The organism is Marinobacter pelagius, assembly GCF_003315345.1.
Classification (GTDB): domain Bacteria; phylum Pseudomonadota; class Gammaproteobacteria; order Pseudomonadales; family Oleiphilaceae; genus Marinobacter; species Marinobacter pelagius_A.
This window is the reverse complement of sequence record NZ_QNRO01000003.1, coordinates 32625-53748: the sequence shown is the minus strand read 5'-3', so window position 1 is coordinate 53748 and position 21124 is coordinate 32625. Positions and strand designations below refer to the sequence as shown.

The 21124-nt window shown below is 61.6% G+C and carries 21 protein-coding genes; 4 read left to right on the top strand and 17 right to left on the bottom strand.

Translation table 11 applies throughout. The annotated features are described in order from the left end of the window. Positions 1-20: 20 nt before the first annotated feature. Together DET50_RS04205 and DET50_RS04200 are read right to left on the bottom strand one after the other, a co-directional pair. Positions 21-2006 (bottom strand): ribonuclease R family protein, encoded by a 1986-nt coding sequence (locus DET50_RS04205; protein ID WP_113861628.1) that lies wholly within the window; start codon positions 2004-2006, stop codon positions 21-23. Positions 2007-2101: 95 nt separating this feature from the next. Then, a complete protein-coding gene (locus DET50_RS04200; protein ID WP_113861627.1) occupies positions 2102-2776 on the bottom strand; it encodes a Fe2+-dependent dioxygenase in 675 nt (224 codons plus the stop codon). 131 nt (positions 2777-2907) lie between these two features. Between DET50_RS04200 and DET50_RS04195 the strand changes: the two genes are divergently transcribed. After that, on the top strand, positions 2908-3921 hold the full coding sequence (locus DET50_RS04195) for a hypothetical protein (protein WP_113861626.1): 1014 nt from the start codon (positions 2908-2910) through the stop codon (positions 3919-3921). A 29-nt stretch (positions 3922-3950) separates the two neighbouring features. On the opposite strand, the gene DET50_RS04190 is transcribed toward DET50_RS04195, so the two are convergent. The 9 genes from DET50_RS04190 to folE form a co-directional block, all read right to left on the bottom strand. Beyond that, complete coding sequence (locus DET50_RS04190) at positions 3951-5672, bottom strand: sensor domain-containing diguanylate cyclase (RefSeq protein ID WP_113861625.1); 1722 nt, start codon at positions 5670-5672, stop codon at positions 3951-3953. Positions 5673-5795: 123 nt separating this feature from the next. Continuing rightward, a complete protein-coding gene (locus DET50_RS04185) occupies positions 5796-6245 on the bottom strand; it encodes a DUF411 domain-containing protein (protein WP_113861624.1) in 450 nt (149 codons plus the stop codon). A gap of 123 nt (positions 6246-6368) precedes the next feature. Beyond that, a complete protein-coding gene (locus tag DET50_RS04180; protein WP_113861623.1) occupies positions 6369-8975 on the bottom strand; it encodes a heavy metal translocating P-type ATPase in 2607 nt (868 codons plus the stop codon). After that, positions 8968-9411, bottom strand: a complete 444-nt coding sequence (locus DET50_RS04175) for a MerR family transcriptional regulator (protein ID WP_113861789.1) — start codon at positions 9409-9411, stop codon at positions 8968-8970. Before DET50_RS04175 ends, DET50_RS04180 begins: the two co-directional genes overlap by 8 nt. 225 nt (positions 9412-9636) lie before the next feature. Then, positions 9637-9951, bottom strand: coding sequence for a hypothetical protein (locus DET50_RS04170; RefSeq protein WP_091998111.1), 315 nt, complete (start codon positions 9949-9951; stop codon positions 9637-9639). A 58-nt stretch (positions 9952-10009) separates the two neighbouring features. Then, positions 10010-12262: a putative bifunctional diguanylate cyclase/phosphodiesterase gene (locus tag DET50_RS04165; protein WP_113861622.1), complete on the bottom strand. Its 2253-nt coding sequence runs from the start codon at positions 12260-12262 to the stop codon at positions 10010-10012. Positions 12263-12271: 9 nt separating this feature from the next. Continuing rightward, entirely contained in the window at positions 12272-12700 is a 429-nt protein-coding gene (locus DET50_RS04160; protein ID WP_113861621.1) for a CoA-binding protein, read from the bottom strand. A gap of 20 nt (positions 12701-12720) precedes the next feature. Continuing rightward, positions 12721-13095, bottom strand: a complete 375-nt coding sequence (gene folX / locus DET50_RS04155) for a dihydroneopterin triphosphate 2'-epimerase (protein WP_113861620.1) — start codon at positions 13093-13095, stop codon at positions 12721-12723. Between the two features lie 25 nt (positions 13096-13120). Then, complete coding sequence (gene folE / locus DET50_RS04150) at positions 13121-13690, bottom strand: GTP cyclohydrolase I FolE (protein WP_113861619.1); 570 nt, start codon at positions 13688-13690, stop codon at positions 13121-13123. Between the two features lie 196 nt (positions 13691-13886). Here folE and DET50_RS04145 point away from each other — a divergent pair, with 196 nt between their 5' ends. Beyond that, positions 13887-14807, top strand: a complete 921-nt coding sequence (locus DET50_RS04145) for an alpha/beta fold hydrolase (protein WP_113861618.1) — start codon at positions 13887-13889, stop codon at positions 14805-14807. Here the strand turns inward: DET50_RS04145 and DET50_RS04140 are convergent. After that, positions 14804-15874, bottom strand: a complete 1071-nt coding sequence (locus DET50_RS04140; RefSeq protein WP_113861617.1) for a GGDEF domain-containing protein — start codon at positions 15872-15874, stop codon at positions 14804-14806. The two genes, DET50_RS04145 and DET50_RS04140, sit on opposite strands and share 4 nt — an antisense overlap. Positions 15875-16051: 177 nt before the next feature. On the opposite strand from DET50_RS04140, the gene DET50_RS04135 reads away from it, so the two are divergent. Both DET50_RS04135 and DET50_RS04130 read left to right on the top strand, forming a co-directional pair. After that, positions 16052-17137 carry a patatin-like phospholipase family protein gene (locus tag DET50_RS04135; protein ID WP_113861616.1) on the top strand — a complete coding sequence of 362 codons (1086 nt, stop codon included), beginning with the start codon at positions 16052-16054 and terminating at the stop codon, positions 17135-17137. Between the two features lie 45 nt (positions 17138-17182). Beyond that, positions 17183-17431: a CDGSH iron-sulfur domain-containing protein gene (locus tag DET50_RS04130; RefSeq protein WP_113861615.1), complete on the top strand. Its 249-nt coding sequence runs from the start codon at positions 17183-17185 to the stop codon at positions 17429-17431. Here DET50_RS04130 and DET50_RS04125 read toward each other — a convergent pair. The 5 genes from DET50_RS04125 to DET50_RS04105 all read right to left on the bottom strand — a co-directional run bounded on the left by DET50_RS04125 (position 17428) and on the right by DET50_RS04105 (position 21115). Next, positions 17428-18420 (bottom strand): PAS domain-containing protein, encoded by a 993-nt coding sequence (locus DET50_RS04125; RefSeq protein ID WP_113861614.1) that lies wholly within the window; start codon positions 18418-18420, stop codon positions 17428-17430. The two genes, DET50_RS04130 and DET50_RS04125, sit on opposite strands and share 4 nt — an antisense overlap. Before the next feature lie 91 nt (positions 18421-18511). Further along, on the bottom strand, positions 18512-19324 hold the full coding sequence (locus tag DET50_RS04120; protein WP_113861613.1) for a metal ABC transporter permease: 813 nt from the start codon (positions 19322-19324) through the stop codon (positions 18512-18514). Continuing rightward, positions 19311-20096 carry a zinc ABC transporter ATP-binding protein ZnuC gene (gene znuC / locus DET50_RS04115; protein ID WP_113861612.1) on the bottom strand — a complete coding sequence of 262 codons (786 nt, stop codon included), beginning with the start codon at positions 20094-20096 and terminating at the stop codon, positions 19311-19313. The genes DET50_RS04120 and znuC overlap by 14 nt, the downstream gene beginning before the upstream one ends. Beyond that, positions 20089-20580 (bottom strand): Fur family transcriptional regulator, encoded by a 492-nt coding sequence (locus tag DET50_RS04110; RefSeq protein WP_113861611.1) that lies wholly within the window; start codon positions 20578-20580, stop codon positions 20089-20091. The genes znuC and DET50_RS04110 overlap by 8 nt, the downstream gene beginning before the upstream one ends. Positions 20581-20653: 73 nt before the next feature. After that, a complete protein-coding gene (locus DET50_RS04105) occupies positions 20654-21115 on the bottom strand; it encodes a chemotaxis protein CheW (RefSeq protein ID WP_113861610.1) in 462 nt (153 codons plus the stop codon). Between the last annotated feature and the right edge of the window lie 9 nt (positions 21116-21124).

The following is a 21124-nucleotide window of genomic DNA, read 5'->3' as shown; positions in this document are numbered from 1 at the left end:
GCGCCTGCCCGGTCGGTTTTTCAACGCTCCGCGGCGTCAGTACCGTTCTGGATTTCCTCGGCGTCCACCAGTTTGAAGTTGATCTGGCGGCGCTCGTCATCCACACCCGCAAAGGTCACATTTACCCGCTGCTCCAGCTGGAAGATCCGGCCGTTTTTGTTGTGCACCAGGCGCAGAGTCACCGGATCGAAACTGAACTTGCCGTCCAGGTCCCGGCAGCTGACAAAGCCTTCCAGGCCGTTGCAGTCGAGGCGCACAAAGAAGCCAGAGGGAACGGTCCTACTGATGGTGCCGGCCATGGGTTCCTCTTTGAGGGACTTGGCGTAGTCGCTCTTGAGCCAGGCTTCCAGTGAATTGGCGGCCTGGCGCGCCCGGATCTGGCTGGCCTGCAGGGCTTCAAGCTGCTGGGCATTGAGCGGCTTGATGGGCTTCTCCCAAAGGCTCGATTTGATCAGCCGATGCACGTAAAAGTCGGAGAACTTGCGCAGTGGCGAGGTAAAGGTGGTGTAGGCACCCAGACCCATGCCCTGGTGCGGGGCCGCCTCGAAGCCCAGCTCGGCCCGCGCCAGCTGACGGGAGATGATGGCCTTCACCGGCACCTCTGCCTCCAGTTCTTCGGTCTGTTTCATCAGGGCCTTGAAGCCCTCGGCAGAATTGGCATCCAGGTCCGCCAGGTGCGGCGCGTGGCTCTCCAGCAGTTTGCGGATGTTATCGGCCCGGTCATCGCGCAGGCCCGGATGCTGGATGAACAGACCTTCGCCTTGTTGCTGCAGGAAGTCTGCAGCGCAACGGTTGGCCGCCACCATACACTCCTCCACCAGGCGATGGGCCTCGTTCTGGACCGCCGGCTCGATCAGCCGGATCCGCTTGTTCTCGTCCAGGCGCAGGCGGAATTCCGGCCGATCGGCGCTCAGCAGGGCATGTTCGCTGCGCCACTTGCGCAGGGCAGTGGCGGCCTGATGCAGCTGGTCCAGGCTGTTGGCGACGACATCCGGCAGGGCCTTGATTTCGTCGTCCTCACGACCCTCGATCAGGTGAGATACCAGGTCGTAGCTGAGCTTGCCCCGGGAGCGGATCACCGCCTGGTGGAAGCTGTAATCCCCCAGGCTGCCATCGTTGTTGACCTGCAGGTCACACACCAGGGCCAGTCGCTTCACCTCCGGCATCAATGAACACAGCCGGGTGCTGATGGCGTCCGGCAGCATGGGCAGTGGTTCGCCCGGAAAATAGATCGCCGTGGCCCGGTTGAACGCTTCTTCCTCCGCCGGGGTGCCCGGCGGGATGACCGCGGTGGGATCGGCGATGGCGATGGACAGGGTCCAGCCGGTGGCGTTGGGCGTGGCCATCAGGGCGTCGTCCATGTCCTGGGTGCCCGGGCTGTCGATGGTCACGTAGGGCTGGTCGGTGCGATCCTCGCGACCCTCCAGGTGGGACTCCAGACTATCTTCATTCAGGCTGTTCGCCTGTTTCTGGACCGATTCCGGCCAGGTGTCGGCGAGGTCAAAGCTGGCCAGGGTAAAGGAACGTTCGATGCCGGGCTCACCGGCCTTGCCGATGATCCTCAGCACCCGGGCCTGGCCCTTGCCGTCCTTGAACGGGTGGCGGTGGATCTGGCAGTAGATATAGTCGTCCGGCTGGGCGCCCTTGCGCTCCTTGGGCGGAATGAAAATCCAGCGGTTGATGCCAGGGGTATCCGGCGCCACGAAGTGGCCCTTGCCCTTGATCAGGTAACGGCCGACAAAGGTGGTGAGGTGGGTTTCCAGCACCTCGTCCACCACGCCCTGGGTCTTGCCCTTTTCCACCTCGTGCTCGGTGACGTTGACGCGGTCGCCGGGCAGCACTTTCTGCATCTCCTCGGGGGGGAGAAACACATCGCGGCCTTCATCGAGGGCAACAAAGCCGAAGCGCCCGTTGGTGGCCTTAACGGTGCCGGGGAAGACCACCTTGTTTTCCTTGATATCGGTTTTGAGCTGGCGCAATTGACTGAGAGCGTCGGCGTTGAGCATGTAAGAGGAACCTGGCTGCAAAAAATTGGATGTTGGGGCGGAGTATAACGGTTATGAAAGCGGCCGTCAGATACGGTGTGGTAACCCGCTCGCTCCTAGATTTCCGCCCAGAACCGCTGCAGGTTCGCCAGGGATTTGGTCAGCAGATCAAATTCCGCCGTTTTGCCTTCACGCTCAAAGATCTGGCGGCGGGCGGTGTCGAGATCGAAGAGCACTTCACGTTGCGCAGGATCACGGATAGTGCTCTGGATCCAGCCGATGGCCACCCGTCGCTGGCCCCTTGTCACCGGCTCAACCCGGTGCAGTGTGGAGGAAGGATAGATCACGGCAGAGCCCGCCGGCAGTTTGTAGGATTGCTCGCCGGCGGTGGTGTCCGTTACCAGTTCGCCCCCGTCGTAACTGTCCGGGTCATCGAGAAACAGGGTAAAGGAAATGTCGGTGCGGATCCGGTTATCACCCCGGCCCATGACCGGATCATCAACATGGTTGCCGTAGGTCATCCCGTCCCGGTAGCGGCTGAACAGGATGGGCGTCATCCTCCGGGGGCGAACGGCCATCTGGAACACGGGATGACCCGTCAGGGCCGCCTCGACTTCGGCCCGTAATTCTCTCCCCTGCGCGCTGCCTGATGCCATCTGTTCGTTATTCTTGACGAGCCTCGCATGCCAGCCGGCGGTTTTACGGCCATCCTCGAACTGGCCGTCGTCCAGTGCTGTCCGGATTCGGGAAACCTGCTCTGGTGTCAGGATGTTGCCTATGCACAGAATCATGGTAACTCCATTATGTAATGGGAATAATTTGCAATTAGATCACGGTTTGAAGCATCATGCCGCAACTGGTATCAGTCATCAATGTCGTTATCGATTCGATAGCGGGCGGACGGTTAAAAGGAGCATTCTGCATGAAAGACCAGAAACTGAAACTCTGGATGGGCGTGGGTGTGGCGACCCTGTTGGCCAGCTCGGGTGCCTGGGCTGATGAAGGCGGTGAATCCGGCCACGAGGAAATGGTTAAAGCCGGCGACCATGGCGGTGAAGGCGGCGAAAACCACGGCGGTGAAGGTGGTGAAAACCATGGCGGTGAAGGTGGTGAAAACCATGGCGGTGAAGGTGGTGAAAACCATGGCGGCGAAGGTGGTGAAGGAGGTGAACACCACGGCGGCGAAATGGGTAAGGCCTTCAGTTACTTTGCCGCTGGTGGCGAAGGCGGAGAAGGTGGCGAAGGTGGCGAAGGTGGCGAAGGTGGCGAAGGTGGATCTTCTTCCGCTCCGGCACTTTCCGATGGTGCCCAGATCGCGATGATCCATATGATGCAGGGGCACCTGATGGCTGCGCGGGAGCTGATCAAGGCTGGCGAGGTTGCCGAGGGCCGTCCGCACCTGACCCATCCCTGGATTGAGGTCTACCCCATGGCCGAGCGCGACCTCAAGGCCCACGATCAGGGTGAGCTGGGCAAGCATCTGAAAACCCTGGCGGAGCAGGCCGGAGGGGTTGAGAAGTGGTCGGATGTCAGTGCCGACTTCAACGCGGTCTGGAAGTCGCTGGACGGCGCCGTTTCAGCCATTTCCGGTGATCAGCCGGAGTCTCCGGCCACGGTCGCGAAAGTCATGCTGTCCCTGACCAAGCAGGCCGTGCTTGAGTACGATGAAGCGCTCGAAGAGGGCCGTTTCGTCGCGGTACACGAGTATCAGGATGGTCGTGGCTTTGTGCTGGCCGCCAGGGAGTACCTGGAAGGCAACAAGGCGGGTCTGATGAAGCAGAACAAGGAAGCCTGGCGCGACGCCAACAAGGTGCTCGATGAGCTGCAGAAGGCCTGGCCGACAGCAGTGCCGCCTGGCGAACCGGTTGTAAAACCGGCGGATCTCTATGCCGCCCAGGCCAAGCTGGAGTTGGCCCTGGCGCCCTACCTGTACTGAGCAAAACCCGCCGGGGCTCCGGCCCCGGTTCACGCGCCCGGCGAAACGGTGGTTTCGTCGGAGCGGGTGATACAGACTCTGTTGCGGCCCTGTTCCTTGGCCGTATACAGGGCGCGGTCTGCCTGCCGGAGGATGGTGTCGCTGTTTTCACCGGGTTGGCAAAGATAGCCGCCAATGCTCACCGTGACGGGCATCCCCGTTTTCAGACTCTCCTGCTCGACCGCCAACCGGATACGGCTGCTGATCTGCTCCAGCACCACCGGATCGCAGGGCGACAGTAAAACCACGAACTCATCACCACCCCAACGGCCGGGGTGATCATAAGGTCGCACGTTGGCCTTGAGCCAGAGCGCAACGCGGCACAGAATTTCATCCCCCGCCTGATGCCCGCTTTTGTCATTGATTGCCTTGAAGTGATCGATATCGAGCCAGATAAGGCCAAAACTCTGGTTATCCCTGCGGGCCCGTTCAATTTCCGCATCGAGATCCTCGTCTAGTCCCCGACGGTTCTTCAGCCCGGTCAGGGCGTCAATTCTGGCCAGTCGGTGAAGCTCCTCGGTACGATGGGCCACCTGGTGTTCAAGATCACGGGTATTGAGCTGAACCCGGTTGGCCATGGTTTCAAAGTGGTCCACCAGACGACCGATCTCGTTGTCCGGCTTGGGCAGGTAGGGCAGATTGAAGTTACCCTCCCGCAGGCGCTTGACCGCACCTTCCAGAGCCACCACCGGGCGGAGAATGCGGGACTGGATGATCAGGTGGAACAGCACCAGTGAGATCAGCAGACTGACGAGGAAGACCGCAACCAGGGGCCAGAGGTAACTGGGAGGCACCAGTGTGTTCAGATCCAGCAGGGTGATTTCGAACCAGCCAATGGTGGGCAGATAGGCAACCCCGGCCAGATGCTTGCGGCCGTCCACGGTCACGAATCCGCTCTCGACCGCACCGGCACGGCCTTCCCGTTGCTTGAGCATCTGCAGCATACCGAGGATCTGCTGCTTGTCCTGGGAATCGTCGAACAGCAGGTCGACGGTGTTCTTCTGGCCTTCGGGCTTGATGATGCTGGCGAAATCGATGTAGTTCCGGTCCCGGTAGAGCTGGATGGCACCGGTATAGTCGACAAACAGCGTGGTGATGCCGTCCTGTCCGATATCCACGATATCCTGCAGGAAATCGTCCAGGTTCAGGCCGGTGCCCACCATCCCGACGATTTCACCCTGCTCATTGCGCATCAGCACGTCGATCCAGAGCTTGGTCACGCCCAGTTCCACATCCGGATTGACGTTCAGGTGGAAATCCCGCCCTTCGTCAATGAGCTGGAAGAACCACGCATCGTCGGGCTTGTTGGCGTCCAGGGTGTAGCGGTACTGGTCGCCGGCATACTCGTTCGCGGCGTTGTTGTAGTAGTAATGGCCGTTATGGCGAAGCGCGACGAAATAGCTGTTGTCCCGGAAATTGGAGCGGAAGCTTTCCATCTGCCGGATGGCTTGCGTTTTCAGGTCGGGATCGTCGGGGTTCTGTGCCCACTGGATCAGGGTTGACGAACTGGCCATCTGCCTGGCGAGACCGATCTCACGCTCCAGGGATTGCAGCAGGCGAGCACTGTCATAACGGACCTGGATCTCCGCGACTTGCCGGCCCCAGCGTTCGATAATGTCCTCGGAGAGCTCGCGATAAGCTAACCAGGAGGCGGTCGCCGCCACGATGATCAAGGTTGCAGCGAGGCCGAGAATGCGGGTTTTGAGACTCAAGGGGTGTCCTTGCCAATGTTCCGTTTGAGACCTGCTTCTCATAATAGAACACTGGCGAAAGACAGTGTAGGAAAAATAGACAGAAGTCGGAGCCTGCCATGTGCGACAGGCATCCGTCAGCCGTTAATTGTACTCGGAGAAAACCCGGGTCTGGCCGGCGTCATTGAACATGATCACCTTGTAATGATCCTTGCGGTCGCCCATCTCCATGCCGGGGGAGCCGGCGGGCATACCGGGCACGCTGATCCCCGTGGCTTTGGGTGCTTCCGAGATCAGACGCTGGATATCGCTGGCCGGCACATGACCCTCGATCACGTAGTCGCCGACGAAAGCGGTATGGCAGCTTGCCAGGGCCGGCGTCAGCCCGGCCTTGATCTTGATCGGGTTCAGGTCGTTGGTTTCAGTTACCTTCACGTCAAACCCGTTTTCCTCCAGGTGATCGACCCAGTCCGTGCAGCAGCCGCAGGTGGGGGACTTGTACACATGAATGCTCTGGGCGGCGCCGCCGGCAAGGGCGGTGGTGCTGAAACCGAGGGCAGCGGCCAGTCCGAAGGCCAGGGTGTGTTTCTTCATGGTGTTCACCTCAATGATGTTGATGTTCGTCGGAAGCTGTGCTGCCGGAATCGCTCAGCCAGAACCACCAGACAATGGCGGCCATGAGTACAATCCCTCCAGCGTTGACCAGAAAAGTGTCCATCAGTTCTGCTCCTTGTGTTCATTACGCTCCGGATTGTGACTGGTTCGGAACAATCTCAGGCGGTTGGCGTTGGAGACCACAGTGACCGAAGACAGGGACATGGCAGCGCCGGCCAGGATCGGATTCATCAGGATGCCCCACAAAGGATAGAGCAGGCCCGCGGCCACCGGTATACCCAGGGAGTTGTATATGAAGGCCCCGAACAGGTTCTGGTGAATGTTCTTAACCGTGGCCCGGGAAATCTCGATGGCATCGGGTACCCCGTGCAGGGACCCGCGCATCAGGGTGATGGCGGCACTCTCGATGGCCACATCCGTGCCGGTGCCGATGGCGAAGCCGACATCGGCCGCCGCCAGCGCGGGCGCATCGTTGATGCCGTCACCAACCATGGCCACGGTGTAGCCCTTGCCACGCATCTCACTGACCACCTCGGCCTTGTCCTCGGGCAACACTTCCGCCCGGTAATCGTCAATGCCCGCCTTGCTGGCGATGGCCCGTGCCGTTGCCTCCACGTCGCCGGTAACCATCATCACCTTGATGCCGGCGTCGTGCAGCCGCTTGATGGCGGCTTTTGAATCGGGTTTGATGGCATCGGCCACCCCGATCACCCCCAGAACCTCGTCGCCCAAGGTCAGGTACAGCGGGGTGCCGGCCTCGTCCGTGATGGTATCGGCGGCGTCAGAGAGACTGTTCAGGGTCAGGCCATCGTCTTCCAGCCAACGGCGATTGCCGAGGCGTACGGTCTGCCCGTCCAGCTCACCCCGGACGCCTTTGCCATTGATGGCCTCGAAGCCGGACACCTTTTCCGGCTCGATGGCTTCATCCCGAGCCTTTGCCAGAATTGCCTCTGCCAGCGGATGCTCCGAATGCTGCTCCAGGCCGGCGGCCAGGGCCAGTAGCCGGGACTCGTCACCGTTGGCGGAATACACACGGGTAACCGCCGGGTGTCCTTCGGTGATGGTGCCGGTCTTGTCGAGAATCACCAGGTCCAGCTTGCCGGCGGTCTGCAGGGCATCCCCTTGGCGGATCAGGGCGCCATACTCGGCCGCCTTGCCAACCCCGACCATCACCGACATCGGCGTGGCCAGACCCAGTGCGCACGGGCAGGCAATAATCAGCACCGTGGTGGCGGCCACCATCATGTGCACGACCGCCGGCTCCGGCCCGAGGTTGTACCAGACCAGCGCCGAAAAGACGGCGATGATCATCACCGTGGGCACAAACACCGACGAGATCTTGTCTGCCAGGCGACCGATGGCCGGCTTGGAACCCTGGGCCTTTTTCACCAGCCGGATGATCTGCGCCAGGGCCGTCTCGCTCCCGACCCGGGTGGCCTCATAGATGATTGAACCGTGGGTATTGAGGGTGCCGGCGGAAACCTCGTCGCCCTCGGCCTTGCTGACCGGCATGGGCTCACCGGTCAGCATGCTCTCGTCCACGCGGCTGCTGCCCTCGCGGATGACGCCATCCACCGGAATCTTCTCGCCCGGACGCACCCGGACCCGGTCGCCTTGGCGCACCTCTTCCACCGGAATGTCCTGTTCCTGGCCATCCCGGATTACCCGGGCGGTCTTGGCCCGCAGATCCAGCAGCCGCCGCACCGCCTCCGACGTCTTGCCCTTGGCCCGCAGCTCCAGTGCCTGGCCCAGATTGATCAGGCCGATGATCATCGCCGAGGCCTCGAAATACACATGCCGGGCCATCTCCGGCAACAACTCCGGCACACTGGCGACAACAATGGAATACAGCCAGGCGGTACCAGTACCAACGGCAATCAGCGTATCCATATTGGCGTTATGATGCCGGAACGCCTTCCAGGCCCCGGTGTAGAAATGCCCGCCGGTGGCGGCCATCACGATCAACGTCAGAACCCCGAGTCCCAGCCAGGTGGTCTGGTTGGCCTCGGTCACCATCATCGATCCGAAGCCCATGCCCCAGATCATCAGACCCAGACCCAGGGACAGGCTCACCGCCATCTTGATCAGCAGTGAGCGGTATTGCCTGCGGTCCTCCGCCTGCTTGCGCTCATCGGCCGCGTCGGCGTTCTCGATCACGCTGGCACCATAGCCAGCACTCTCGATGGCCTTGACCAGTGCCTGCGGATCCGCGTCCCCGGTCGCCGTCGCGGTGTTGTCCGCCAGGTTCATATGGGCATGGGTAACGCCGGATACCGACATCATCGCCTTCTCGATGGTATTCACGCAGGAGGCGCAGGTAGCACCGGAGACCGAAAGGCTGACCTGGTCACCCCCGGCCGGCGCCTCTGGGGCAACCTCATCCGGCTTTTCCGCCTGGTGCCCGGAATGATCCTGGTGAGTATGCCCGTCAGAAGCCTCAGCCTTCGCCTTGCCGGCACAACAACTGGCCGGTTGCTCATTGGCCTCTTTAACCGGCTCGGCCGGATAGCCCGCGTCCGTCACCCGGCGCGCCGCCTCCTCAAGGTCGACACCCTCGGGCAAGGCGACCGTCTGCTCCTCCAGGTTCACCTCCACCAGCTCGGTATCACCGGTCAGAGGTTCAAGCGCGTTGCGGATCTTTTTGGCACAGCCCTGACAGGACGCCCCTGAAATGGACAGTGCCCGTTGCAGTTCGGTTGTCTCAGTCATCTGAAAACGCCTCCGTTTCTTTGGCGAGGGCCGGCTCGTCCCAATGCTCGATCAGCCGACAGATCGTATGACCGTCCGGCGTGCCATCCGGCATCTCACGCCAGATACCGAGCGCACTCTTCATCCGCTCCCGCAGCTGCTGCAACTCGGCAATCTCACGCTCCACCTCGGCCAGCCGCTTCTCGAACACCTCCCGCACCATCGGGCACGGCGAATGGTGGTCATCGGCCTGATCCAGAATTGACCGGATCTCCGGCAGCGAAAAACCCAGCTGCCGCGCCTTGCGGGCAAACCGCAGCCGGCGCAGGTCATCGGCGTCGTACTGCTGGTAATTGTTGTCCGGGTTCCGGGTCGGATTGAGCAGCCCCTCCCGGGTATAGAACCGGACGGTGTCGGGATTTACACCGGCGGCCTGGGCGATTTCTTTTACTTTCATGATCATTTCCACCCTGAGTTGGCGGAGTGTCCGGTCGGGTGGTCGGTATGAAACTGTGCGGAGCCATGGATGGCGGAGCTCAAGCGTCACAGGGACGTGCTTGAGCGTGTTTCATACCGACCACCCGACCGGACACGGCATGCACCAGTAACAAATTAATCAATAAGAGTAGCCTAAAACCTGTGAGCAACTCACAGGTCAAAGGTTTTTTTGAGGAAGGAGGGGTCAGCGCCCCTTGGCGCGCAGGAAGGTACCGCAGGTCTTGCACTGGTCCGGCGCCATCAGCTTGGCCTGCCAGCCGATCTTGTGGCCACAGGCCGGACACCGCAGCCGCAGCTGCAGCACAATGATGGGTGCGATCAGGGCCGCAATCAGAACCCCCAGGGAACCCCAGTTCTCGCCACTGGACAGCCCCAGCTGGCTACTGAACACCAGCACCACCGTCAGCGCCACGAACGCAAAAATGAAGTAATTGCGGTTCCAGCGCTCCCACCGCCGGATCTGCGCATCCTGTTCGGGAGTCAGATACTTCGCTGCCATAAAACATACGCCATAGAATTGTTCCAGACATCATGGGGATAACGATCGGCCATTACAATCAGGTGCTCTCCGCGGTGCCGAGATTCAGAAGCCCCGCTTCAAGGGCCTTTTCCAGTTCCACGGCAGGAATCGGCCGGCTGATCAGGTAACCCTGGACCAGGTTGCAACCATGTTGCCTGAGGAAGTCCAGCTGCTCCTCGGTTTCCACGCCTTCGGCAATCACCCGGATACCCAGGTTGTGGGCCAGATTGATCACCGCCCGGGTGATCACCGAGTCGTCATGGCGCTCGGTCACCGAGGTAATGAACGACCGGTCGATTTTCAGCAAGTCCACCGGGAAGTCCCGCAGATAGCCCAGGGAAGAGTAGCCCACGCCGAAATCATCGATGGCCAGATTGACACCGAGCTCGTGGAGCCGCCCCAGCTGATTTCGGTTGTGTTCAATGTTCTGGATGAAGATCTCTTCGGTCAGCTCCACTTCCAGATGATTGGCCGGCACGTGCTCCGCTTCCAGGGTCTCCCGGATGTCATCCACCAGATGCTCATCGTCCAGTTCCCGCCCGGACAGGTTGATGGCGATGCGCAAATCCTCGCAGGACGTGCCTTTCCAGGCGGCCAGCTGGCGACAGGCGGCGGCCACCACCCAGCGGCCGATATCCGTGATCCGGCCGCTTTCCTCGGCCAGGGGAATGAACTCCACCGGCGACAACAGGCCGCGTCGCGGGTGTTGCCAGCGGATCAGCGCCTCGACGCTGTGAATCTCCCCGGTCTCCAGGTCGACCTGGGGCTGGAAGTGCAGCACGAACTCGTTGTTGGCCAGTGCCTTGTCGATATCCTTGTCCAGCTCCAGGCGGGTGACTTCCCGTTCCTGCATGCCTTCGGTGTAGAACTGGTAGGAGTTGCGCCCCTGTTCCTTGGCCCGGTACAGGGCGACATCGGCATTGCGCAGCAGGGTATCGGCATCCTGGCCGCTCTGGGGGTAGATCGCCACACCCATGGTGGCGGTAATCCGGTGGCCCTCGCCGTGAACTTCGAAGGGCGTCTCGAAGCAATGCTTGATATGGCCGAGCAGATGGATGACGTCATCGATTGTCTCCACCTGCTGCTGGCAGAACATGAATTCGTCGCCACCGGAATAGGCTACCAGGATCCGCTCATCGCTCAGCTGGTTCAGGCGTTCGGCAACCCGGACCAGAAGTTCGTCACCGAACTGGTGACCCAGGGAATCGTTGAGCATCTGGAACCGGTCCAGGTCCAGCATGATCAGGGCGACCTGCCGGTTCTGGCGCCCGGCAATGCCGAGCGTGTGGGCCAGGTCCTCCATGAAGAACCGGCGGTTGGCCAGTCCGGTGAGGGTGTCGGTGGATTCCAGGCGTGCCAGATCCTGCTGGATCTCCTTGCGCTGGTCGATTTCCTGCTCCAGTTCCCGGCGGGTTTTCAGAAGAGCCCGGTTGCGTTTGAGAATCAGCTGGGCCAGCAGGGTGGTCACACTGGTCAGCAGGCCCATGAACAGGACGGCGGTGAACGTCAGCCAGGGCCAGTCACTGCGCTGGCTGGCCACCCAGGTAGCGGTGGGCCGGATGGTCAGGGTCCAGTCCAGGGTTGGCAGGTCGACCGCTTCGGTCTGGGCAAAGTGTTCGCTTGTGTCAGCCAGGGAGTTGAGCTGATAGCTGAGTTCGCCGTTATCCCGGATGTCCACCTGGAATGACTGCAGTACACGGCTGGTCAGCAACTGCTGGACCAGGGTCTCGATCTGGAACACCCCGGCAATGAAACCATTGTTGTTGGCTCCGGTGCCTACCGGTACGTAGATCACCATGCCCTTGCCACCCTGTTTCAGGTCGATGATCCCGGAAATGTCGTACTGGCCGGTGGTACGTGCGGTCTCCAGAGCCTGGCGACGGCGGTCGGAGAAGGCGACGTTGTAGCCTACGACATTGTGATTACCGGAAACCGGCTCCAGCCAGCGGATGACAAATTCCCGATCGATCCATTCGATAGCCTGGTAGACGCCAAAATCGTTAAGGTAATGGCTGGCATCGGCGCGCCAGGCGGCCTCGGTGGTTTCCGGTTCCACATGCAGCCGGGCGGCCATCCGGTTGATGGCCTGGGCGTGGATCGTGAATTCCCGCTCAAGGTGTTCGACCATGGCGACCGCCTCGTTGGCCAGGTTGGCCCGGATCTGATGATCGTCCTGGTGAATCATGCCATAGCGCAACCCGGCCGCCAGGGCCAGGAATACCAGCAGGATTAGAGCCGGGAAAACAGGGCTCAGCAGGGCGCGGGCAAGGAGGTTGTTGGTGGGGCCCATGGCCGACCCTCAGTGTTTTTTGGTGATGCCCAGGCGCGGAATATCCTGTTTCGGACAGCGGTCCATCACCACCGTGAGGCCGGCATCTTCGGCCCGGGCAGCGCCCGCCGGGTTGATGACGCCGAGCTGCATCCACACCACCGGGATCTTCAGCTCGATGGCCTGGTCGATGACCGCATCCGTACGCTCGGGGGCCAGGAACAGGTCGGCCATATCCACCGTTTGCGGTACGGACTTCAGATCCGGATGCACGGTTTCTCCCAGCAGGGTCTGGCCCGCCAGCCTGGGGTTGACCGGGATTACCCGGTAGCCCTGCCCCTGGAGAAATTCCATGACCTCATGGGAAGGCCGGTTGGTTTTTTCGCTGGCGCCCACCAGGGCAATGGTGTGCACGTTTTCCAGGATGGAACGGATCTCTTCCGGGGAGTTGCTGGGCATGAAAGCCTCTCTGCTACGGATTAACGGTGCGCCTCAAGGCACACGGACACGGATTCGGCATAGCGTAACGCGTGGGGCTTGTCGATTTCCACCTGCGCCCATTGCACCGCTCCGTGCTCCATGACAATGCTCAGTACTTCGTGAGTCAGACGCTCCAGCAGCGCAAACCGGTTGCCATCGACATGAGCGATGATCTGCTTGGTGATGGTGCGATAGTTCAGGGCCGCCTCGATCGCGTTCTGGTGGATGGCATCACCGGCGTCGTAGGTCAGTTCAACGTTGATCACCACATCCTGCTGGTTGTTGATCTCTTCTTCTTTGATGCCGATGTAGGCGCGCAGCAACAGGTTCTTGATGCGCACTCGTGCCTGCTTCTTCCCGATAACGTCTGTCATACCATCTCCGTTGCCCGCCTGGGCCTCAGCGGTTGTTGCCGATCAGGTTGAGGAATTCTGTACGGGTTGCCTGGGATTTGCGGAACTGGCCCAGCATCATCGAGGTTTTCATGCGGGAGTTCTGTTTCTCTACACCGCGCATCATCATGCACATATGCTGTGCCTCGATCACCACGGCAACGCCCTTGGCGTTGGTGACACTTTCGATGGCCTCGGCGATCTGCCGGGTCAGGTTTTCCTGGATCTGCAGGCGACGGGCGTACATGTCCACGATGCGGGCGAACTTCGACAGGCCCAGAACCTTGCCCTGGGGCAGGTAGGCGATGTGGCATTTGCCGATGAATGGCAGCATGTGGTGTTCGCACATGCTGTACAGTTCGATGTCCTGGACCACTACCATTTCGTCCATGGCGGATTCGAACACGGCATTGTTGACCAGGTCGCCGAGATCCTGCTGGTAGCCTCGGGTCAGGAACTGCATGGCCTTGGCCGCGCGCATGGGGGTGTCCTGCAGACCTTCGCGGTTGGAGTCTTCGCCCAGTCCGTCAATAATGGCCCGGTAGTGGCCCGCGAGGTCGTCAAGGAGTTTGGTCATAATCGTTTCCGGTTGGCTGTCACTTTCAAGGGCCAAAGCTTAAGGCAATTCGCCCCTCATCTCTACGCTTTACGCAGCCGGCGGGGGAAAAGACCACATTGCCGGAAAGTCATGCCGGCAGGCGCGCCTGGCTATGGCGGGCTCCCGTTCTTTGCTTTAAAGTTTCAGGCATTCAGTCACACGTCGGGGATGACCCATGGATCACGTGATAGCCGGAGCCGGGGCGGGTGCCCAGGCGCGAGAGGCGGGAAGCCTCGAGGGATGGCAGCAGGGAGGCAAGTGGTTCAGCTACGGCGGCCACGCCATTTTCAGCCGGATGGCCGGTCAGGGCGAACCACTGGTGCTCCTGCACGGGTTTCCCACCGCCAGCTGGGACTGGAGCCGGATCTGGCCGATGCTGGTTCAGCAACATTCGGTACTGGCCCTGGACATGCTGGGTTTCGGCTTTTCCGACAAACCGATCGGTTACCATTACAGCATCGAGGATCAGGCGGATCTGGTGCAGGGCTGGCTTGAGGGGCTGGGACTGGGCAAGGTGCACCTGTTTGCCCACGATTACGGTTGCAGCGTAGTTCAGGAGCTGCTGGCCCGGGACCAGGAAGACCGATTGCATTTCCGGATCGGCTCGGTCTGTTTCCTCAATGGCGCACTTTTCCCCGAAGTTCATAACCCCTTGCTGATCCAGCGGGTATTACGCAGTCCCTTGGGCGGTCTCATCAGCCGTGGCCTGACCCGCCGCACCTTCGAATACAACTTCCGGCGCCTGTTTGGCACCCAGAATCCGCCGGACCGCCAGGACCTGGAGGATTTCTGGCACCTGCTGACCTACAACAACGGCCGGGGCATTCTGCACCATCTGATCCAGTTCATGGAGGAACGGCGCTGTCACCGGAACCGCTGGGTGGGCGCACTCCAGTCGGCCTGTCAGCCCATGCGGCTGATTTCCGGTACCGCCGACCCGGTCTCCGGTGTCGCCATGGCCCGGCGCTACCGGGAGCTGATCCGGGACGCGGATGTGGTCAGCCTGCGTAATGTCGGCCACTACCCCCACTTCGAAAGCCCCTGGGACGTGTTCACCGGTTACCGGGATTTTCGCAAGCAGCTGGCCGGTGGCTAACTGATCATTGGATCCGGGATCCCGCCGTCAGGTTCGGGGGCACTGGTGGTTTCCGGTCGGCCGGCATTGATCACCTGGTTGCGGCCGCGGGATTTGGCTTCATAAAGGGACTGGTCGGCCCGGTTCAGCCACACCGACCAGGTTTCGCCCCGGCTGACTTCTGCCACGCTGGCACTGGCGCTCAGGTTGATATTGTCCAGAAAGGGTTTGCCGCTGATGCCGGCCAGCAACTGGTGGGCCAGGGTGTTGGCATCCCGCTCACCGGTCTCCGGCAGCACGATCATGAATTCCTCACCGCCGATCCGGAACAGTCTGTCGTTCTCCCGTAATCGTTTGCGTAACCGCAGTGCCATCTCCTTGAGAACCTTGTCGCCCGCGAGGTGCCCCCATTCGTCGTTGATGCTCTTGAAAAAGTCCAGGTCCAGCAGGATCAGGCTGGAAACCCGGTCATAGCGCTCCCGCATCTGTATCTGGCTGTTCAGGACATCGGAGAGCTGTGAACGGTTCAGGCAACCGGTGAGGGGGTCGGTGGTGGCCAGGCGGGTCAGTTCCTGCTGGAGCTTGCCCACCAGCCACGCAAAGATCATGGCAAACAGACAGGTCAGCCCGAGGGAGAAGGTGATCCGCCAGAAATCCGCCTCCGGAAACTTCACGAACGACACCACCGCCATGATAGCGACAAAGATGGCGTTGCTGACTATTGCTTCCCGCAATGGCAGCAGGAAAAACAGGGCAGTGGCTGCCGGGTAAGCCCAGTACAGACCGGCATGGCCGTTAATGCTGGTGGAATAGGCGGCACAGACCACGGCCAGCAGGGGAAAAAGCCGACCCTTGAGGAAATAGGTACCCCGCAGGCGCAGGAAGGCGATCACAAGGAGGGCATTGCTGCAGAACAGGAGCAGCAGCCCGGATAGCAAAAAATGGCCCTGCTTCCACTGCACCAGTACCAGCGGCGCCACGGCGACGAATGCCCAGAAGTGAAGGTGGTACACCAGCTGGCGCTTGAACCCGAGAACCGCAAGGGTTGGGGTCGGTGCCAGCGAACTTTCGGGCGGCGTGGTATTCAAAACTTTCTCCTGACGATGATTCTGGCTTACGTTCCGTGAAAGCATTCAGGTCGCTCTTGCAACCTTTGCCTATTAATGAAGCAGAAAGCGCGGTTTATGGCCACCATTAGTTTTGTTCAGTTGGCTGGCAATTGATGCTTTCGATACACTCCCCGGCACTGAAACAGGGAGCCTGCCATGACCGCCATCCACACCCGACCTCCGGCCCTGACTGTCCGGGCCGGTCGACGAGCCTTGCAACGGCTCAGAGACAAACCGCTGACTCCGGACGACGTCCATGTCATTCCCGGTGCCGCCGGTGGCCCGAAAGCGCTCGGCATCAGCGGTCTGGACAAGGCGATTTTCGGGGACTGGCTGCCCGGAGTACCGCAGGAGCGGGCCCTGATTGGTTCTTCCATCGGCAGCTGGCGCTTTGCCGCGGTGGCGTCCTCGAATGACCCCAAGGCACAGCTGGCACGCCTGGCGGACCTGTATACCTCCCAGCGTTTTGCCAGGGGCGTGAGTGCCGCGGAGGTGACCCGCAAGAGCATCCAGTTCCTGGAGGAACTGCTCGGTGGCCGGGAGGAGTACATCCTGAACCACCCCTGGTATCGGCTGAACATTGTCGTGGTGCGCAGTCTCGGCCTGCTGGAGCACGACACCCGGGGCCGGCTGGGACTGGGCCTGATGAATGCGATCAGTGCCAATATGGTTAGTCGCCGGCATCTGGGCCGCTTTATGGAGCGGGGTATCATTCACGATGCCCGCCTGAAAATGCCGGTGTCCAAACTGGTGGACTTCCCCAGCCACGAGGTGGCCCTGACCAGTGACAACCTGCTGCCGGCCCTGCTCGCCTCGGCCTCCATCCCGCTGGTGATGTCCGGAGTGCGCAACATTCCCGGTGCACCGGACGGTGTCTACCGCGATGGTGGCTTGCTGGATTATCACCTGGATCTGCCTTACCAGCAGCCGGGTGTGATCCTGTACCCGCACTTTACCGACAAGGTGGTGCCCGGCTGGTTCGACAAGTCGCTGCCGTGGCGCCGGGGCGATGCCACCCGTTTGCAGGATGTGCTACTGGTGGCGCCCTCCGCCGAGTACCTGCAGACCCTCCCGGACCGCAAGCTTCCGGACCGCAAGGATTTCGAGAAATACGTGGGTGACGATGCCGGCCGGGAGCGTTCCTGGCGCCAGGCGATTGCCGAGAGCGACCGGCTCGGGGATGAATTCCTGGAATTGCTGGAAACCGGCCGCCTGGCGGAGGTGATCAAGCCACTGTACTAGTGTTGGCTATACTGAACCGACACAGTCAGCAAAAGGGGAGAAAACATGGCCGATGAACAGCCGAAGATTGCGAAGAAAAGCCCCTACGCCGTGCAGGTCGAGGGTGGCAGGAACTATGTTTGGTGCGCCTGCGGGCACAGTGACAACCAGCCCTTTTGCGACGGCTCCCACAAGGGCACCGGCTTCAGCCCGGTGAAGTACACCGCCGAGAAAACCGAGTGGGTCTGGTTCTGTGGCTGCAAACGCACGGGCTCACCACCCATGTGTGACGGTACCCATAAGACTCTCGACTAGCCACCAGCCGGGCACGCGCTCAGGCGGTATCCCAGCAGCCCGTGTACCGGGTCCTTGAGTGCTTTGATGCGCACGGATACCGGCAAGGGGGCTTCCCGGTTCCTGACCCGAAGATCCAGATCGATTCGCTGCGCCTGGTTGTCGTGGCGGGCCGCCTCGAGGGTGCGCTGGAAGTTGTCCCGGAAAGGGGGCGTGATCAGATCGGGAAACGGCTGGCCCGCCAGGTCCGCGGGCGCCTGGGCCAGCAAGGCGGCGCTCTGGGCCGAGATGAAACCGATAATGCCGTGTTCGTCGAGCTCGGCAATCAGTGCCCCGGATAAGGTGATCAGGTCCCGGCTGCGTTCCTCACTGTCGTTGAGTGCCTGGCGCAGGATGGTCTTTTCCACCTGCAGGTTGTTGATCTGCTGGTCCGCTCCCTGCTCCCTCCCTTCCAGTTCCAGGATCCGCTGTTGCTGGCCATGCAGGCGCCGGCACAACAGGAGTGCCAACCCGGCGGCGGCCAGGGTCAGTGCCAGGCCGACCATCCAGGTGCGGGTCCGGGCCTGGCTCGCCGCCTTCCCCAGCAGCGCCGACGTGGGCACCGTGGTCAGCATCCAGTGATGATTGCCGGGCTGGAGCTCGGTGCGCAGGGCAAGTGTGGGATCCAGGTGACCGTCGGCCTGCAGTTGCAGGATGGGAATTTTGCTGTGTCGTTGCAGGGTGTCGATGCGCAACCCCAGCTGGTCCGGCAGGGTGTCGCCGAGAATCACGGGGAGCCAGCTGGCGGGTGGGGTGTCGCTGTCCAGGTAGGTCGGCGCATTGGCCAGCAACTGATTGACAATGGCCTGGTGCTGGGCACGGTAACGAGCGTCGGCCAGCTCCCGGGCCTGGTCCGCTTTCAGGTTCGCGGTCAGGGTGGTGGTGACCAGTCCGGTGACCAGGATAACGAGGGGAATCCAGAGCGCGGGCCAGAACAACGGCCCGTCGCCGGGGGCAGAGCGGCTCTCCATGCGTCAGTCTCCCCGGGAGCAGCCGGTGGCTCCCGATCCAAAGCGGCGTCGATGGTTACACCATAGACCAGCCCAAGAGGCATGGGAAGAATCAGGCCGCGGTTCTGGCTGTGGTGCTGTAGGTCACCAGAAACGCCAGGAAAGCGGTCACCACTACCGAAGGGCCGGCCGGCGTGTCCAGGTACCAGGACAGCGCCAGACCGCCACCGACGGCCAAAAAGCCGAACACTACAGCCAACCCCACCATGTGTTCCGGTGTCCGGGCCAGCCGCCGCGCCGAGGCGGCCGGGATGATCAGTAGCGCGGTAATCAGCAGGACGCCGACGATTTTCATGGCCACCGCAATGACCAGGGAAAACATCAGCATCAACACCAGCCGCAGCCGCTCCACCGGGAACCCCTCCACCCGGGCCAGCTCCTCATGAATGGTGCTCATCAGCAGGCCTTGCCACAGAGTCACCAGCAGTACGAGAATCACCGCCGCCCCGCCATAGATCCACAACAGGTCATCCCGGCTCATGGCCAGCAGGTCGCCGAACAGCAGCCCGGTGAGATCCACCCGCACATCTGGCATGAAGCTCAGGGTGACCAGGCCGATGGCCAGGGCACTGTGGGCGAGAATCCCGAGCAGGGTGTCCGTGGCCAGGGTCCGGGTTTTCGAGAATGCCACCAGAACCAGGGCAATGACCACGCAGGTGATGATGACACCAACATTCAGCGGCACGCTGATCAGGAAACTCAGGGCAATGCCCAGCAGCGCGGAGTGAGCCAGGGTGTCGCCGAAATAGGCCATGCGCCGCCACACCACGAAGCAGCCGAGTGGGCCGGCGATCAGGGCGACGCCCAGGCCACCGATCAGGGCACGCCAGAAGAAGTCGTTCAGGAGGCTGTCAATGATGGGCATGGTCGCAGCTGCCTCCGTGGCTATCGACTGGGGATGAGTGGCCAACGACGTCCCCGTGCAGGTTGTGGCGGTGGTTGTGGTGGTGATGGTAAACCGCCACAGATTCGGCCACCGACTGGCCGAAGGTTTCGATGAAGGCCGGGTCGTGGGAAATGTCGGCGGGAAAACCGCTGCAGCAGACGTGCTGGTTCAGGCAGATAACCTTGTCGGTGGCGGCCATGACCAGGTGCAGATCATGGGAGATCATGATGACGCCGCACCTGAGTTCGTCCCGCAGTTCCCGGATCAGCTCGTAAAGTGCCGCCTGGCCGTTGATATCCACACCCTGGGCCGGTTCGTCCAGGACCAGCAGGTCCGGTTTCCGGGCCAGAGCCCTGGCCAGCAGCAATCGTTGCTTCTCGCCCCCGGACAGGTGATGGACCGAGGCATTGACCAGATGCTCGATGCCGGTCCGCGCCAGGGCTTTCCGGCATTCGGCTCGGTTACGGCCACTCAGGGCCATGAAGCGCTTGACGCTCAGGGGCAGGGTGCCTTCCATCTGCAGGTTCTGGGGCACATAGCCGATCACCAGGTCGGGAGCCCGTTGCACCTTGCCCCCGGTGATCGGCTGCAGGCCCAGCAGGGCCTTGATCAGCGTGGTCTTGCCGGCGCCGTTGGGGCCGATGATGGTGATGATATCGCCGCGATGGATGCTCAGGTTCACCTGATCCACCGCGGGACGGTCATCGAAACGGACCGTGAGGTTGTCCAGGGTCACCAGGGGATCAGTCATGACCGGTCTCCGACTGGCACCTCGGACACAGGCCGGCGATCTCCAGGGTCACATCTTCGGCCTTGAAGCTCTCGGCTTTGGCCGCGTCCTCGATGGCACCGGAGACGCCGGGTGCTGTCAGTTCCAGGACATTGCCGCAGCTGCGGCAGATCAGGAACATGCCGGTATGGTTCTCCCCGGCGTGGGCACAGCCGATGAAGGCGTTGAGCGAGGCAATCCGGTGCACCAGACCATGTTGCTGGAGGAAGTCCAGGGCCCGGTACACCGTCGGTGGTGCCGCATTCTGGCCCTCGGCGGTCAGTTCGGCCAGCACATCATAAGCCCCGAGGGGCTTGTGGGATTGCCAGATCAGCTCCAGGACCCGCTCCCGGGTGGGCGTCAGGCGCGCATTCTGGGCCCGGCAGATCGCGCGGGCATCAGCCAGGGCCTGGGTGACACAGGCCTGATGGTTGTGGGGACGATAGGGAAGTGCTTGGCTTGCCATGACAGGAACCCTGGAAAATTTGTAATATTATAACATTTCCAGAATTCCCTGCCATGATCCGGCGAGGCGAGGGTTAGCGGCGTGCGGAACGGGCCAGGGATTCCAGGTATTCCAGGTTGGGAATCCAGGCTTCCTCGCCCTCGACTTCGACCTTCATCAGATCCGCCGCGCCGATGTCGCCTTCGAGCCGGTTCACTTCCGCCTCGGTCAGTCGTGCCTGGCTTGGAATCCCCTGGGTGACCAGCGCCATGAACGGAACTTCACTGTGATGCTCGCCAATGGTGTTCAGCACTACGATCCGGCCGCGGTTATCGCCCGGTACCATCAGACTGCCGCCGTTGGCGGCATCGTAGGAAATCACCGGCAAATCCAGGCCTCGCCAGTCCAGGTAGCCCACCAGCCAGTCCGGGGTATTGGAGCCGGGCTCTTCGCTGGCGTAGTCGACAACCTCGGCGATGGAAACGTTGGGCAGTAACAATTGCCGACCGGTCATCGGAATCATGACACAGGGGAGGGCTTGACGGTTTTCGGGCATCGCTTCTGT